This is a genomic window from Stenotrophomonas sp. 82F1 (assembly GCF_056861525.1).
The window spans coordinates 277,228-292,109 of the sequence record NZ_JBSPUD010000004.1; the positions used below are offsets into that span (position 1 = coordinate 277,228).

Annotated in this window: 13 protein-coding genes and 1 pseudogene; 6 read left to right on the top strand and 8 right to left on the bottom strand. The window is 67.0% G+C overall.

The genetic code is table 11. The annotated features are described in order from the left end of the window. Positions 1-59: 59 nt before the first annotated feature. A complete protein-coding gene (locus AC13GI_RS07475) occupies positions 60-458 on the top strand; it encodes a RidA family protein (RefSeq protein ID WP_100461983.1) in 399 nt (132 codons plus the stop codon). Positions 459-525: 67 nt separating this feature from the next. Here the strand turns inward: AC13GI_RS07475 and AC13GI_RS07480 are convergent, their stop codons facing one another. Next, positions 526-1,146 carry a hypothetical protein gene (locus tag AC13GI_RS07480; protein WP_482995949.1) on the bottom strand — a complete coding sequence of 207 codons (621 nt, stop codon included), beginning with the start codon at positions 1,144-1,146 and terminating at the stop codon, positions 526-528. A 126-nt stretch (positions 1,147-1,272) separates the two neighbouring features. On the opposite strand from AC13GI_RS07480, the pseudogene AC13GI_RS07485 reads away from it, so the two are divergent. The 5 genes and pseudogenes from AC13GI_RS07485 to AC13GI_RS07505 all read left to right on the top strand — a co-directional run. Further along, a pseudogene (locus tag AC13GI_RS07485) lies at positions 1,273-1,374 on the top strand (RidA family protein); the annotation flags it as partial. A gap of 284 nt (positions 1,375-1,658) precedes the next feature. Continuing rightward, the gene (locus AC13GI_RS07490; RefSeq protein ID WP_099819917.1) at positions 1,659-2,003 is read left to right on the top strand and encodes a hypothetical protein; all 345 of its coding nucleotides are present in this window, start codon (positions 1,659-1,661) and stop codon (positions 2,001-2,003) included. Between the two features lie 56 nt (positions 2,004-2,059). Next, positions 2,060-3,313 carry a TolC family protein gene (locus AC13GI_RS07495; protein ID WP_482995950.1) on the top strand — a complete coding sequence of 418 codons (1,254 nt, stop codon included), beginning with the start codon at positions 2,060-2,062 and terminating at the stop codon, positions 3,311-3,313. Beyond that, positions 3,310-4,509 (top strand): efflux RND transporter periplasmic adaptor subunit, encoded by a 1,200-nt coding sequence (locus tag AC13GI_RS07500; RefSeq protein WP_482995951.1) that lies wholly within the window; start codon positions 3,310-3,312, stop codon positions 4,507-4,509. Before AC13GI_RS07495 ends, AC13GI_RS07500 begins: the two co-directional genes overlap by 4 nt. Positions 4,510-4,518: 9 nt before the next feature. Further along, a complete protein-coding gene (locus AC13GI_RS07505) occupies positions 4,519-7,728 on the top strand; it encodes an efflux RND transporter permease subunit (protein WP_482995952.1) in 3,210 nt (1,069 codons plus the stop codon). A gap of 100 nt (positions 7,729-7,828) precedes the next feature. On the opposite strand, the gene AC13GI_RS07510 is transcribed toward AC13GI_RS07505, so the two are convergent. From AC13GI_RS07510 to AC13GI_RS07540, 7 genes are all read right to left on the bottom strand, one after another. Next, positions 7,829-9,601, bottom strand: coding sequence for a DUF885 domain-containing protein (locus AC13GI_RS07510; protein ID WP_482995953.1), 1,773 nt, complete (start codon positions 9,599-9,601; stop codon positions 7,829-7,831). A gap of 398 nt (positions 9,602-9,999) precedes the next feature. Further along, on the bottom strand, positions 10,000-10,347 hold the full coding sequence (locus tag AC13GI_RS07515) for a lipid-A-disaccharide synthase N-terminal domain-containing protein (RefSeq protein ID WP_482995954.1): 348 nt from the start codon (positions 10,345-10,347) through the stop codon (positions 10,000-10,002). Further along, positions 10,347-11,069: a glycosyltransferase family 2 protein gene (locus AC13GI_RS07520; RefSeq protein WP_482995955.1), complete on the bottom strand. Its 723-nt coding sequence runs from the start codon at positions 11,067-11,069 to the stop codon at positions 10,347-10,349. Before AC13GI_RS07520 ends, AC13GI_RS07515 begins: the two co-directional genes overlap by 1 nt. A gap of 90 nt (positions 11,070-11,159) precedes the next feature. Then, a complete protein-coding gene (locus AC13GI_RS07525; RefSeq protein ID WP_482995956.1) occupies positions 11,160-12,125 on the bottom strand; it encodes an NAD-dependent epimerase/dehydratase family protein in 966 nt (321 codons plus the stop codon). Between the two features lie 64 nt (positions 12,126-12,189). Next, positions 12,190-12,915, bottom strand: a complete 726-nt coding sequence (locus AC13GI_RS07530; protein ID WP_482995957.1) for a suppressor of fused domain protein — start codon at positions 12,913-12,915, stop codon at positions 12,190-12,192. 144 nt (positions 12,916-13,059) lie between these two features. Beyond that, positions 13,060-13,980: a ParB/RepB/Spo0J family partition protein gene (locus tag AC13GI_RS07535; protein ID WP_089237881.1), complete on the bottom strand. Its 921-nt coding sequence runs from the start codon at positions 13,978-13,980 to the stop codon at positions 13,060-13,062. Continuing rightward, positions 13,980-14,777 (bottom strand): ParA family protein, encoded by a 798-nt coding sequence (locus tag AC13GI_RS07540; protein WP_032976776.1) that lies wholly within the window; start codon positions 14,775-14,777, stop codon positions 13,980-13,982. Before AC13GI_RS07540 ends, AC13GI_RS07535 begins: the two co-directional genes overlap by 1 nt. Positions 14,778-14,882 lie beyond the last annotated feature (105 nt).

Below are 14,882 nucleotides of genomic sequence, written 5' to 3' on the forward strand. Positions count from 1 at the left end.
CGGTTTATCCAGACAGCGGCAGCGGGGAGGATGGTCTCCTCCCGTCTGGAATCCCCCGTATGTCCCACCGCGATGTCGTCTTTCCCGCCGGCCGGCAGGCGCTGTACGAGCGCAACCGTTACTCGCCGGCGATCCGGTCCAATGGCTTCCTGTTTGTCTCCGGCCAGGTCGGCAGCCGCGAGGACGGCTCGCCCGAGCCGGACTTCGAGACCCAAGTGCGCCGCGCCTTCGACAATCTCAACGCGGTACTGGCCGCGGCCGGCTGTACGTTCGACGACGTGATCGACGTGACCGTGTTCCTGGTCGACCCGGAAACCAACTTCGAAAAGGCCTGGGCGATCGTGCCGGAGTACTGGGGCGAAGCGCCGCACCCGACCCTGACCGGTATCGGCGTGACCTGGCTGTATGGCTTCCAGTTCGAGATCAAGGTGATCGCGAAGCTGCCCGCCGACCGGTAGTGCCGGCCGCTGGCCGGCAACGACGGGCGTTGACCTGCGCTCGCCTGTTTCCACGTCGTCGGGCGAGTCAGATCGGCTTGATTCGCGGCCACTCCACATCCGCGGTATCAACAAATTCGACGTCGCTGAGACTATCGCCGACGTAAGCACGAAAGTCCTCCGAGCAGATCAAGGTGTTGCTGGAGCCTTCCATGTTCTTAAGCCGGAACAAGTGTTCTTTGAAGGAGCTTTTCACGCGCAGCTTCTTGATCCTGCGAGACTCTCCATACTTGCTATACGCCATCTGGTTTTCCTCAGAGGCGACGGAGGAGAAGCTGGTCTCATGGAAGATGATGGCACTGTACTCACTCTTTGAAGTCGTCCATCCCTTCTCTGAAACATGAGGAATGCCCCTGAAGTCGATCATCCTGGCATCAAATTTCAGGCAGGCTGCCATGAACTTCTGGCTTGCAATGTAAATGTGCGAGGTAATGCGGACGATGTCGTGGGAATGACTCGCCTCAGGGCCAACCAGCACCATGGTGTCTGTGAAGACCCGTGCCGTGTCAGTTCTGGCCCTGGCGTACCAAGGGAATCGGCCATGGGAAACAGCAGGATGGAAAGGATGAAACCTGTCGTGAAGCTGAGCGTCCAGATAGTACGAGGGGCATCCTGGCGGATTTGCCTGGGATAGCGCGTAGTAGTTCATCGAGTCGATTCTCTGGGCTTCTGCGGCGTGTTGCCGGAATTTTCCCGGCCCCGACCTTTCCCACCAAGAGCCAATTCCGACAAGCAGGCGCTGGTGCGCATGGCTTGGAGCCGGTGCGATCTGCCAGGCAACGTCCGCCTCCCGACCCTGACCGGCATCGGCGTGATCTGGCTGTATGGGTTCCAGTTCGAGATCAAGGTGATCGCGAAGCTGCCTGCAGACCGGTAGTGCCAGCCGCTGGCCGGCAATGTGTCGGGGGTCAAAAAGCGTGTCGACCAAGGTCGACACCTACCGGGGCGGCTGGTCGCACGAAAGCAGCCGAGCATGGGCTCGGCTCTACAGAAGCGCATCCCGGTGTCCCACCCCACGGACCGAAAGGCGTGTCGACCAAGGTCGGCACCTACCAGAGCAGCAGTCCCGTGCGCGGCGCACCTGAACGGCAGGTTCCGACGAATTCCCGAGGTGGCCATTGATATTGTATCCACCGAAAACCGCTTGCTAGCCTCCCCTCCATGCGCCGGATCGCCCGCCACCTTCGTTCGACCCTGCTGATGCTGCTGATGGCGGCGTTCGTGGTCGTGCCGGTGGCCGATGTTCTGGCGTGTGCGGTGGAACCGCACGACAGCACCGTGGTGCATGTGGAGCCGGCTGCCGAAGAGCCCGACGGTGACAGTGACAACGACGGCAAGCACACCGGTGCCTGCAGTCATAACCACTGCCACCACTCCAACCTGAGCCTGCCGGCGAGCACCTTCGCCGCCTTTGGCACGCCGCAACCGGCGCGCTGGATGAATGCAGGCGACGCGGCGACCTATGCGGTCGCCCAGGACGAACTGGCACGTCCTCCCCGGGCGTGAGTTGAACGCGTCCCGCAATCGCGGGCTCCCGTTTCACTCACAACCGGAATCCCCCTATGTCGATCCTGACACGTCGGTCGCCGCGCGCGGCCGGGCTGGTCGTCGCCGTGCTGCTGGGCCTGATCCCCGCCGCACAAGTCGCCGCACAAGCCGCACCTTCGTACGACACTCTGCTTGAACGTCTCGACCAGCTGCCCGGCACCCGCGTCGGCGCGGCATTGGCCGAGGCGGCCGACGCCCGCGCCGACCAGGCCTGGGCGCTGCCCAACCCCTCCCTTTCCTGGTCCGCCGAAAACGCCTGGGGCACGGGCTCCTACGGCGGCATGGGCAGGGCCGACACCGTACTTACCCTGTCCCAGCCTTTGGAGGTCTGGGGCCAGCGCGGCGCGCGCGTCCGCGCCGCCCGCGCCGAGGCACAGGCCGCTGCCCTGCGTGGTTCGCAGAGCCGCAGCGATGTCGCCAGCCAGCTGGCGGCGATCTACGCACAGGCGGAAAGCGCCCTGCGTCGTTACACCCTGGCCGACGAAGCGCTGACCCTCACCCGCGATGATGCGGCAGCGGTCACCGCCATGGTCAAGCATGGCCGCGAGCCGCAGTTGCGCGCGGTGCAGGCACAAAGCGAAGTGGCCAATGCCAGCGCCACGCTGGATGAGGCGCAGGCCTTCCGCGATGCCGCACTGGCCCGCCTGGCCGGTGCAGCCCTGCTGGATGCACCGGTGCAGACGATCGACGACAGCCTGCTCGACCGCGCACCGCCGGCACCGCGCGGCGCCACCGATGTGGCACTGGCCGTGCGTGTCGCCGAAGCCGAGGTGGATGCAGCCGGTCGCCTGGTCGATGTGGAGCGCAAGCGTGCCCTGCCCGACCTCAGCGTCACGGCCGCGCAGACGCGTTTCCGCGAGGACCGTGAGCAGGCCTACACGCTCGGCGTCAGCCTCTCGATCCCGTTGTTCGACCGCAACCGTGGTGGCATCCGCGCCGCCAGTGCCGAACAGCGTGCGGCCGAAGCGCGGCTGGACCAGCAGCGTCGCGACAGCGAAGCGGAACGGTTGTCGGCGGTGGCGGGCCTGAAGGCGGCCGGCAGCCGTACCCGCGCGGCCGACGAAAGCGTGGTCGCCGCCGAGGAAGCCTATCGCCTGGCCCGCATCGGCTTCGACGCCGGACGCATCTCGCAGCTGGAACTGCGCAGTACCCGCAGTGCCCTCATCGCCGCCCGCGGCACCGCTGTGGACGCGCGTCTGTCGCGCGTCGGCGCGGAAATCGATCTCGCCCGCCTCGAAGGGCGCGCACCTTTTGTGGAGGCCCGATGAACCTGTCCCGCTCTTTCCCCCTGGTGGGTGGCCTGCTGCTGACCGTAGTGCTGGCCGGCTGCTCCGGCAACGCACAGACCCCGGACGCATCGGATACCGCCAGCAAGGCAGCGGTCGACGACGGCCATGGTCATGCCGCTGACAGCACCGAAGCCAAGGCCGAAACACGCAAGGTGCCCGACGCCGACGAAGGCGTGGTGCAACTGACGCCCGAGCAGATCAAGGCCTCCGGCATCGACGTGGTTGCCGTCGGCCGCGGCGGCGGCGGTTCGACGCGGCTGTCCGGCCGTGTGGAGCCATCGATCGGTGCGCGTGCATCGGTCGCCTCCACCGTGACCGGGCGCGTGGAGCGCGTGCTGGTCGCACCGGGCACGGCAGTGAAGCAGAACCAGGCGCTGGCGATCGTGGTCAGCGGCGAGGCGGCGGTGTTCCGCGCCAATGCGGTTGCCGCCGCTGCGGAAGCCGAGGCGGCGCGCCTGGCCCATGGCCGCGACAAGGCGCTGGTCGAACAGGGCGTGGTCGCCCGTCAGGAACTGGAAACCTCACGCGCGCGCTCGCTGGCGGCACAGGCGCAGGCCGCGGCCGCACAGGCACAGGCCGCCGCCAACGGTTCACCCGACAGCAGCGGCCGCGTGCGCATCACCAGCCCGGTGGCCGGCATCGTCGGCAACGTGCAGGTCACGCCCGGTGGCGTGGTGGCGGCCGGCAGCCCGGTGGCCGACGTCGCCGATCCGTCGATGAACGAGCTGGTGTTCACCGCACCGCCAGCGCTGGCCGCACAGGTCAGCCCGGGCATGACGCTGGAAGTGACCGTGCCGGGCGGCAGCTTCAGTGCCACCGTCACCGGTTCTGCCGCCGATGTGCGCCAGCAGGGTGGCGTGGCGGTGATCCGTGCCACGCCGGTAAATGCGGCATTGCCGCCCGCCGGTTCGCCGGTGTCCGCGGTGGTGGTCACCGACGGCAAGGATGGCGCGTTGAGCGTACCGGCCGATGCCGTGCAGAACGTGGATGGCAGCAGCGCGGTTTTCGTCGCCGTCGAGGGCGGCTTCAAGGTGCAACCGGTGCTGGCCGGCCGACGCGCCGGCGACCGCATCGAGATCCTCGGTGGCTTGAACGGCGACGAACGCATCGTCGGCGCCAACGCGTTCCTGCTCAAGGCCGAACTGGCCAAGGGCGAAGCCGAGCACGGGCACTGAGGACCTTCCATGTTCAAGCTCATCATTGAAACCGCGGTACGCCACCGCTGGCTGGTCGTGGCCTTGGCTGCACTCGTTGCCGCGGTGGGCCTGTTCCAGCTCGGCAAGCTGCCGATCGATGCGGTACCGGACATCACCAACCGCCAGGTGCAGATCAACACCGTGGCGCCGGCACTGACGCCCGAGCAGATCGAGCGGCAGGTGACCTATCCGCTGGAAACCGCGCTGGCCGGCATCCCCGGCCTGACCACCACCCGTTCGCTGTCGCGCAATGGCTTCTCGCAGGTCACCGCGATCTTCACCGATGCCACCGACATCTACTTCGCCCGCCAGCAGGTGGCCGAGCGCATGCGCGAAGCCGCCGAAGCGCTGCCCGAGGGTGCCTCGCCGATGCTGTCGCCGGTCACCACCGGCCTCGGCGAGGTGTTGATGTGGACGGTGGACTTCACCGCGTTCGACCCTGCGAAGCTGGCCAAGCCCGGTGAAGCCGGCTGGCAGGCCGGTGAGGTCTACCGCACGCCGGAAGGCAATCTGCTGCGCACGCCGGAAGAACGCGCGACCTACCTGCGCACCGTGCAGGACTGGATCATCGCGCCGCAGATGCGCTCCAGCCCCGGACTGGCGGGCGTGGACACCGTCGGTGGCTACGTCAAGGAATATGGCGTGCACCCGGACAGCGCGCGGTTGGCCGCGCATGGCCTGGGCCTGGCCGATCTGGTGACGGCCCTGCAGCGCTCCAACGTGCAGGCCGGTGCCGGCTTCGTACAGCGTGCCGGCGAAGGCCTGGTGGTGCGTGCCGATGGCCTGGCGCTGACCACCGACGATCTGGCACAAGCGCCGGTGGCCACCCGCAACGGCGTGGTGGTACGGGTGTCCGATGTGGCCGAGGTCGAACTGAGCCGCGCACCGCGCCTGGGTGCGGCCAGCCGCAACGGCCATGAAGCCGTGCTGGGTACCGCGCTGATGATCGCCGGTGGCAACAGCCGCACCGTGGCCCAGGCCGCCGCCGCGCGCCTGGAACAAGTGAACAAATCGCTGCCGGCCGACATCGTGGCAGCGCCGGTGCTGGACCGCAGCGTGCTGGTCAATTCCACCATCAAGACCGTGGCCAAGAACCTCACCGAGGGCGCGCTGCTGGTGGTGGTGGTGCTGTTCCTGCTGCTCGGCAACCTGCGCGCGGCGGCGATCACCGCACTGGTGATCCCGCTGTCGTTCCTGTTCGCAGTGATCGGCATGAACCGCTTCGGCATCAGCGGCAACCTGATGAGCCTGGGTGCGCTGGACTTCGGCATCCTGGTGGACGGCGCGGTGATCGTGATCGAATCAACGCTGCTGATGCTGGGCCAGCGTCGTGCCGAACTGGGCCGCGCGTTGACCACGATGGAACGCCTGCGTGTCGCGGCTGATTCGGCGCGCAAAATGGCACGACCGGCAGCGTTCGGCCAGCTGATCATCCTGCTGGTGTTCGCGCCGATCCTCACTCTGGAAGGCGTGGAGGGCAAGACGTTCCACCCGATGGCGGCGACCTTCATGCTGGCGCTGGTGGGTGCCTTCATCTTCTCCTTCACCTTCGTGCCGGCGATGGCCGCACTGCTGGTGCGCGAGCCGAAGCTGAAGGACGGCGAGGCGCACCGCGATGATGGCGAGCACGAAACGAAGCTGATCCGCGTGCTGCGTGGGCGCATCGAGCCGATCATCCGCCAGGCCGTCGCGCGTCCGCGGTCAGTGGTGGCGGGTGCGGGCTTGATGCTGCTGGTGGGTATTGGTTCGTTCGGCCTGCTCGGCCGCGAGTTCATGCCGACACTGGATGAAGGCAACGTGGCAATGCAGGCACTGCGCGTGCCGTCCACCTCACTGGAGCAATCGCTGGCGATGCAGCTGGCGCTGGAGAAGGCGATTGCCCAGCAACCGGAAGTGGAAACGGTGTTCTCGCGTACCGGTACCGCCGAAGCGGCGATCGACCCGATGCCGACCAACATTTCCGACAGCGTGATCGTGCTCAAGCCACGTGCGGACTGGCCCGATCCGAAGCTGGGCAAGGAAGCGCTGGTGGCCCGCTTCGAAAAGCTGGCCGGCCAGCAGCTGGGCAACAGCTTCGAGTTCAGCCAGCCGATCGAGCTGCGCTTCAACGAGCTGATTTCCGGCGTGCGGACCGATCTGGCGGTGATGATCTTCGGCGATGACTTCAGCCAGCTGCAGAAGGTGGCCGACCAGGTGGCGCTGAAACTGCGTGCGGTGGAAGGCGCGGCCGATGTGCGCGTGGAGCAGATTTCCGGCCTGCCCACGCTCAACGTCAAGATCGACCATGTGGCAGCGGCGCAGTACGGATTGACCGCCGCGGACGTCAGCGATGCGCTGTCTACCGGCATCGGCGGCACGGCGGCGGGCAAGATCTTCGAGGGCGACCGTCGCTTCGATGTAGTTGTGCGGCTGGACGACAGCGCACGCAACGACCCGGATCAGCTGGCCTCGCTGCCGATCGCCACGCCGGCCGGCGTGGTGATTCCGCTGTCCTCGGTCGCGCGCATCAGCGTCAGCGAAGGGCCGAACCAGATCAGCCGCAACAACGGCAGCCGCCGGGTGGTGGTGCAGGCCAACGTGCGTGGCCGCGATCTCGGCGGCTTCGTTGGTGAGGCGCAGACCGCCGTCGCCGAGGTGGCGCTGCCGCCCGGTGCGCACCTGACCTGGGGTGGCCAGTTCGAGAACCTGCAGCGCGCGGAAAAGCGCCTGGCCACAGTGGTGCCGGTGGTGTTCCTGCTGATCGGCAGCCTGCTGTTCATGGCCCTGCGCAGCGGCAAGGAAGCGGTACTGGTGTTCAGCTGCGTGCCGCTGGCGCTGGTCGGCGGCATCCTCGCCCTGCTGCTGCGCGGCATGCCGTTCTCGGTGTCGGCAGCGGTGGGCTTCATCGCGGTGTCCGGCGTGGCCACGCTCAATGGCCTGGTGCTGATGCAGGCGATCCGCGAGCGCCTGGACGCTGGTGACGTGCCGATGATGGCCGCGATCAATGGTGCGTCCAGCCGTATCCGCGCGGTGCTGACCACCGCGCTGGTGGCCATCGTCGGCTTCATTCCGATGGCGATCGCCAGTGGTTCCGGTGCGGAAGTGCAGAAGCCGCTGGCGACGGTGGTGATCGGTGGCTTGATCACCGCCACGGTGCTGACCCTGCTGGTGCTGCCGACCTTCGCCGCGCGCGTGGCGAAGGTGCGGACGGTGGGGTGAGGTTGGGGGGTCGGAGCCCTTTCCGTGGGAAAGGGATCCGACCCCGCGCCCGGGTCGGCCCCCCGCCACCGGCGGGGCTCTGACCCGATCACACGGCGAGTCAGGCCTTCTTGCGTTCGGCGATGTACGCCTGGATCTGCTGTTCCAGTACCGGCAACGGCACCGAGCCCTGCTTCAGCAGCGTGTCGTGGAAGCCTTTGATGTCGAACTTGTCACCCAGTTCCTTCTCCGCCTGCGCGCGCAGGCGCACGATGGCGATCTCGCCGAGCTTGTAGCTCAACGCCTGGCCCGGCCAGGAAATGTAGCGGTCCACTTCGGTGGTCACTTCGTGCTCGCTCAGCGCCGTGTGGTCACGCAGGTAGGCCAGCGCCTGCTCGCGGCTCCAGCCCTTGCTGTGCACACCGGTGTCGATCACCAGCCGCGTGGCGCGCCACATCTCGTAGGTCAGGCGACCGAAATCCTCGTACGGGGTTTCGTAGATGCCCATTTCCACGCCCAGCTTTTCGCAGTACAGCGCCCAGCCTTCGCCATAGGCGGAGATGTAGGCACTGCGGCGGAACTCCGGCAGGTTCTTCTGCTCGGCGGCGATGGCACCCTGCAGTGCATGGCCCGGATCGGATTCATGCAGGGTCAACGCCGGCAGGTTGTACAGCGGGCGCGACGGCAGGTTGTAGGTGTTGAGCCAATAGGTGCCCATGCCACCCCGGCCGGCGGTCCAGAACGGCGCGATGTCCGGCGGCACCGGCACGATGGTGAAGCGCGCGCGCGGCAATGTCATGTACTTGCCGAGCTGGCCGTCCGCCCGCTTGGAGATCCATGCGGCACGCGACAGCAGTTCTTCCGGTGTCCTGGCATAGAACTGCGGGTCGGTACGCAGGAAGGTCAGGAACTCGGCAAAGCTGCCCTTGAACTTCACCTGCTTGATGATGTCGTTCATTTCCTTCTGGATGCGTGCCACTTCATCCAGGCCGATTCGGTGGATCTCGTCGGGCGACAGGTCCAGCGTGGTGTATTCGTGGATCTGCTGCTTGTAGTACGCCTTGCCGTCGGGCATCGCTTCGGCGGCCAGGGTGGTACGCGCCTGCGGCACGTATTCGTTGACGAAGAAGGTGCGCAGCTGCTGGAACGCCGGCACCACCTTGCCGCTGATCGCCGCGCGCGCCTGTGCCTGCAGCTTGGCCTGCTCCGCAGCCGGGACGGTGTTGGGCAGCTTCTTGAACGGCGCGTACAACGGCGATTCGGTCGGATCCTTCAGTTCGGCGACGGTGGCGATGGACACCTCGCGACCATCGAGCACCGCACGCGGCACGCTGAAGCCGCGCTTCAGGCCGGCACGCATGTTGTCGGTCTGCTGGTCGAAGTAGCGCGGCACATCATTCAGGCGCGCGATGTAGTTCTGGTAGTCCTGCACGGTCTTCATCTCGCGCCGGGCCATGAAGGACAGGTTCGACCAGAACGAGGAGTCGGCGTTGAACGGCATCTCGTAGCCGCGCAGGCGCACTTCTTCGGCCAGGTTGAACACCTGGTCGCGGTAGATCGCGTAGTTGACCTGGTTGTCGGGCGACAGGGTCTTCGGGTCGATCTTCTTCAGCGCGGCCAGGGTTTCGTCCCATACCTTCAGGCGTGCCTGCTGCGCGGCCGGGCCGACGTCGGGCATGCGGGTGGCGTTGGCCGGGGCGTCTTCGTCCTCGCTGGCCTCGCCGCCGCCGTCCTGGCGCCACTTCCATTCCTTCTCGTACAGCGCGCGGAAGGCGGCGTCGGCGGGCGATTCAGTGGCCACGCTGGCCGGCGCGGTGGCGGTGGGCGGTGCGGCCAGGGCCACGGCGGGGGCAGACAGGGCGATCAGCAGGGCTACGGCAAGACGGGTTTTCACGAGCACAGGTTCCCGGGAAGGCAGACCCCGATCATGGCACCCCGCACCGCGCATGGCATGGGACGAAGGTCCTGCCTGCAACGCAGGCAGGGCCGGGAACCGGCCGCAGGCCGGGACCCCAGCGCCGAAGGCGCGCGGTAGCGCGGGGCCATGCCCCGCGAGCGCGCAGCGCGGCCGACGTTGGCCACCATCCCACAGCCGCCGGGCATGGCCCGGCGCTACCACAGCGTGCCGACCAAGGTCGGCGTCTACCAGAAGCAAGCGTCCGGTGGCTCTCTGGCAAAGCCCTCACCAGGAAAACGAAGGTCTTTCAGTAGATCCACGCCATGCGTGGATGCGCCGGGAGCCTGACGGGGTCAGAGCCCTTTCCTGCGGAAAGGGATCCGACCCCCAGAGACCTAGTGGCTGGCCTTGTCGCGCTTCCAGCCGCGGTGCTTGATGTCCAGCTGCAGGCTGTACAACGCGGTGAACGCCGGGAACAGGTTCTGCAGCACGCCCACCGAGTCCTGCTTGGCCGAGAACAGGAAGTAGCTCAGCGTCATCAGGCTGCCGACCACGCTCATGTACCAGAACAGGCGCGGAATGACCGGCTTGCCGGCGCGCTTGGAGGCCACGAACTGCACCAGCCAGCGGCCGCCAAACATCAGCGCGCCGGTGTAGCCGATCAGTTTCCAGCCGGTCACATGCAGGCCGGTCCAGTACAGCCAGGTCAGCGGCTGGTCCAGCCAGTGAAGCTGCAGATCCATCAACGCTCCTCCACCGCGGTGCGCTTGCTGCGGGTGATCAGCCAGGCCACGCCGCGCAGGTCGCGGATGCCGACCAGCGCGCGGCCGAGATTGTTGTACTTGGACACGCCGGCAGTGCGGTGGCGATGGTTGACCGGCACGCTGACGGTCTTCCAGCCGGCGCGCTGCATCAGCGCCGGCAGGTAGCGGTGCATGTGGTCGAAGTACGGCAGGTCGAGGAAGGCACTGCGCTCGAACAGCTTGATGCCGCAGCCGGTATCGGGGGTGTCATCGCGCAGCATGCGCGCACGGATGGCGTTGGCCCACTTGCTGGCCCAGCGCTTGCTGCCGCTGTCCTGGCGGTTGACGCGCCAGCCGGCGAACAGCTTCACCTGGGCATCGGCGGCACCGCGGGCCTGCAGCAGCTTGGGGATGTCGGCCGGATCGTTCTGGCCATCACCGTCCAGGGTCGCGATCCACGGTGCCCGCGCATGCTTGACGCCGGTACGCACTGCGGTGCTCTGCCCGCTCTGGGAGACGTGGTGCAGCACCCGCAGTTCCGGCGTGGTGGCCTTCAGGCCCTGCAGCACGGCCAGGGTGTCGTCGCGCGAATGATCGTCGATGTAGACGATCTCGAACGGCAGCCGGCCGCGCAGTGCAGCGGTGATTTCGGCCACCAGGGGCGCGACGTTGTCACGCTCGTTGAATACTGGGACGACGACAGACAGCTCGGGTTGGCTCATGGGGGGACTCGGCCAAGGAGGGACAAAGACCGCGCATTTTCCGACGCCGAGGTTATCCGAAGATGAATCCGGCAGTGTGAGGATGCGTTCTCACGCGCGATCAGCAAAATACTCGCGGCACCACTGCACCACCGGTGGCAGGCCCTGTTCGATGGGCATGGCCGGTTCGTAGCCAAATGCGTCATGTGCGCGCCGGGTATCGGCCATCGTGCGCACCATGTCGCCCGGCTGCATCGGCTTGTAGACCTTCTGCGCAGGGCGACCGGCGGCCTGCTCGATCACGCCGATGAAGCGCTCCAGCTCGACCGGCGTGTGGTTGCCGAGGTTGAACACCCGGTGCGGCACCGGACCATCAGCCGGATGCGCGAGGGCGCCGAGAATACCGGCCACGATGTCGGAGACATGTGTGAAGTCGCGCTGCATGCGGCCTTCGTTGAACACATCGATCGAACGGCCGGCCAGCACCGCGCGCGAGAACAGCAGCGGCGCCATGTCCGGCCGGCCCCACGGGCCGTACACGGTGAAGAAGCGCAGGCCGGTGGCATGCAGGCCATACAGCTGCGCGTAGGTGTAGGCCATCAGTTCATTGGCGGCCTTGGTTGCGGCGTACAGCGAGCGCGGCTGGTCCACGCGCTGGTCTTCGGAAAACGGCGGCGTAGCCGAATCGCCGTACACCGAACTGCTGGACGCATACACCAGGTGCTGCACGGCACGGTGGCGGCACAGCTCGAGCATGTTGACGAAGCCGACCAGGTTGCTGTCGACGTAGGCGTGCGGGTTTTCCAGCGAATAGCGCACGCCGGCCTGCGCGGCCAGGTGGATCACCGCCGTCGGCTGTATTTCGTCGAACAGCGCGGCCAGGCCATCGCGGTCGGTCAGGTCCAGCGTGCGCAGGTCCAGCGCCGGGCACAGCGCGGCCACGCGGTCGCGCTTGATCTGCGGGTCGTAGTAATCGTTGAAGTTGTCCAGGCCGACCACCGACTGGCCCGCATCAAGCAGGGCGCGGGCGGTGTAGGCACCGATGAAGCCGGCTGCGCCGGTGAGCAGGATGGTCATTGCGGTGGGCCTGGAATCCAGCGGTCAATTCAGTGGTTACAAAGTCTGATGGTACGCGCAGGGCCTAGAACAGGCCGAAACGCTTCTTGGCCACATTGGTGCGCCCCGGCTGGATGACATCCTGGATGTTCTTCGCATCGAAGCGGTCCAGCAGGGTTTCCGAATCCTTCTTCAGCTTCAGATCCATCTCTTCCGGGTACAGCGGCACGATCGCCATGAACTCAATGGTCGTGCCGTCTTCCAGCGCCAACGTGCCGAAGTCGTCCGGGGTGGTGACCGGCGGCAGCACGATGGCGCCATCGAATCCCACGCCCGGTGCATAGGGCTCGGACGGATGGCCGTTGGGAATGGTGTGGCCGAAGCCCAGCCAGGTGTCGTACTCATGCGGCAACCGCGCCAGGGTCTTCAGCAGGCGCACCGGCCAATAGTTGCGCTCGTCCTTGAAGGCATCCTGGGTGATCGGCCAATCCGCCGGCAGGGTCACCATCAGTTCCATGTGCCGGGGGGCGTCCACCTCATCGGGCACGGACATCGGCAGGTCGCTCATGCCCGAGGTCACCAGGCGCAGGTACGGACACGCGTCGGTAGCCGGCACCACGTGCACGTCGATGTGCACGATATCGGAGATGATTTCGTGGAAGACGCCGGAGATCGGCCCCAGATGGCGCTCGATGTACGCGCTGATCGCCTCGATGTGTTCTTCGCCGTGGGCCGGGGTGAAGTCCTTCTCGCGGCTGTGCACGAGAATCGGGCTGCCGCCCGGGCTGACGTCGTCTACTTCAATGGTCATGTCCTGCTCCCTGGATGAGCCACGGGGCGGAGCGGGCCCACCCGCGGGTGGACGATACGACCTCCGGCACGCGCGGCGGTGCGTTCCCTGCAATCGACGGCACACGGCAGGAACAGGCCGTGCGCTCATGAAACTGCGCCGGGGTCAGCCCTGGCGCGTGCGCAGCCGCTCCAGCACGCCATCGAGCGTGTCCAGGTTGGCGTAATGGATGATCAGCTTGCCCTTGCCACCGCGGCCATGGTTGATCGCAACGGAGGTGCCCAGCACTTCGGACAGCTCGGTCTCCAGCGAGGCGATATCGGCCTGCTGCACCTTGGCCACCGGCTGCGGACGGTTGCTCGGCACCTTGCCGGCGGCGAACGCCTGCGCACGACGCTCGACCTCGCGCACCGACCAGCCTTCATCGGCCGCTTCCTGGGCCAGCTTGCTGGCCAGTTCCGGGGCCAGGGTCAGCAGCGCGCGGGCGTGCCCCATCTCCAGCCGGCGCGTTTCCAGCAGCAGGCGGATGGCGATCGGCAGCTCCAGCAGGCGCAGCAGGTTGGACACCGCCGCGCGCGAGCGACCGACGGCCTCGGCCGCCTCGGCATGGGTCAGGGTGAATTCGCTGATAAGGCGCTGCAGTGCTTCGGCTTCTTCCAGCGGGTTGAGGTCTTCGCGCTGGATGTTCTCGATCAGCGCCATCGCGATGACGGTGCGGTCTTCCAGCTCGCGCACCACCACCGGCACTTCGTCGAGGCCAGCCAGCTGCGAGGCGCGCCAGCGACGTTCACCGGCGACGATTTCGAAGTTGCCTGCCGGCAGCTGGCGCACCAGGATCGGCTGGATCACGCCCTGCGACTTGATCGAGTCGGCCAGTTCGGACAGCTTGCCCTGGTCCATTTCGCGACGCGGCTGGTACTTGCCCGGCTGCAGCTGGCCTACCGGCAGCTTGCGCAGCACTTCACCGGGCAGCGGCTCGATCACCGCCGTGCTGGCCTGCACCTGGCTGACCGCGCCCTTGGGCCCCAGCAGGGCGTCCAGGCCGCGGCCGAGGCCACGCTTCTTGGCGGCAGGCTTGCTGGTCATCAGACGGTCTCCACGGCCTTGCTGGCCTTGTTGCGTTCGTTGTTGCGGCGGATGATCTCGCCGGCCAGGCCGAGGTAGGCCACGCCGCCACGCGAAGCACGATCGTAGCCGACGATGCTCTGGCCATGGCTGGGCGCCTCGGCCAGGCGCACGTTGCGCGGCACGATGGTGCGGAACACGCGGTCACCGAAATGCTCGGTCAGCTCGGCCGACACGGCGTTGGCCAGGTTGTTGCGCACATCGAACATGGTGCGCAGCACGCCTTCGATCTCCAGCGCCGGGTTGAGGTTGGCACGCAGCGCTTCGATGGTTTCCACCAGCGCGCTCAGGCCTTCCAGCGCGTAGTACTCGCACTGCATCGGCACGATCACCGAATCGGCGGCGGCCAGGGCGTTCAAGGTCAGCAGCGAAAGTGCCGGCGGGCAGTCGATCAGGATGTAGTCGTACTCGTCGCGGATCGGCGCCAGCGCGCGCTTCAGGCGCTGCTCGCGCTCGCTCTGCGCCATCAGCTGGATCTCGGCCGCGGTCAGGTCGATGTTGCCCGGCAACAGGTCGTAGCCTTCGGCGGTCTGCACGCGCACGTCGGCAGCGCTGGACTCGCCCAGCAGCAGATCGTAGGTGGAGGAGACCAGCTCGCGCTTGTCCACGCCACTGCCCATGGTCGCGTTGCCCTGGGAATCCAGGTCGACCAACAGCACGCGCTTGGGTGCGTTGGCCAGGGAAGCGGCCAGGTTGACGGCGGTCGTGGTCTTGCCGACGCCACCCTTCTGGTTGGCGATGGCGATGATGCGGGCCATGCGGGTGTGCCTCGTCGACGTGTGCTGGGACCGGTCATTATGCGTACAACCGGGCCCGTGCGGAAATCGTGGATCGCCAACCGCTTGTTCCACAAGGGGGTGGCG

Bases quoted from the DNA above. Each gene is read 5' to 3' on its own strand.
- AC13GI_RS07505 (WP_482995952.1), top strand. From the start codon at position 4,519: ATGTTCAAGCTCATCATTGAAACCGCGGTACGCCACCGCTGGCTGGTC.
- AC13GI_RS07500 (WP_482995951.1), top strand. From the start codon at position 3,310: ATGAACCTGTCCCGCTCTTTCCCCCTGGTGGGTGGCCTGCTGCTGACC.
- AC13GI_RS07480 (WP_482995949.1), bottom strand. From the start codon at position 1,146: ATGAACTACTACGCGCTATCCCAGGCAAATCCGCCAGGATGCCCCTCG.
- AC13GI_RS07495 (WP_482995950.1), top strand. From the start codon at position 2,060: ATGTCGATCCTGACACGTCGGTCGCCGCGCGCGGCCGGGCTGGTCGTC.
- AC13GI_RS07525 (WP_482995956.1), bottom strand. From the start codon at position 12,125: ATGACCATCCTGCTCACCGGCGCAGCCGGCTTCATCGGTGCCTACACC.
- AC13GI_RS07535 (WP_089237881.1), bottom strand. From the start codon at position 13,980: ATGACCAGCAAGCCTGCCGCCAAGAAGCGTGGCCTCGGCCGCGGCCTG.
- AC13GI_RS07515 (WP_482995954.1), bottom strand. From the start codon at position 10,347: ATGGATCTGCAGCTTCACTGGCTGGACCAGCCGCTGACCTGGCTGTAC.
- AC13GI_RS07490 (WP_099819917.1), top strand. From the start codon at position 1,659: ATGCGCCGGATCGCCCGCCACCTTCGTTCGACCCTGCTGATGCTGCTG.
- AC13GI_RS07530 (WP_482995957.1), bottom strand. From the start codon at position 12,915: ATGACCATTGAAGTAGACGACGTCAGCCCGGGCGGCAGCCCGATTCTC.
- AC13GI_RS07475 (WP_100461983.1), top strand. From the start codon at position 60: ATGTCCCACCGCGATGTCGTCTTTCCCGCCGGCCGGCAGGCGCTGTAC.
- AC13GI_RS07540 (WP_032976776.1), bottom strand. From the start codon at position 14,777: ATGGCCCGCATCATCGCCATCGCCAACCAGAAGGGTGGCGTCGGCAAG.
- AC13GI_RS07520 (WP_482995955.1), bottom strand. From the start codon at position 11,069: ATGAGCCAACCCGAGCTGTCTGTCGTCGTCCCAGTATTCAACGAGCGT.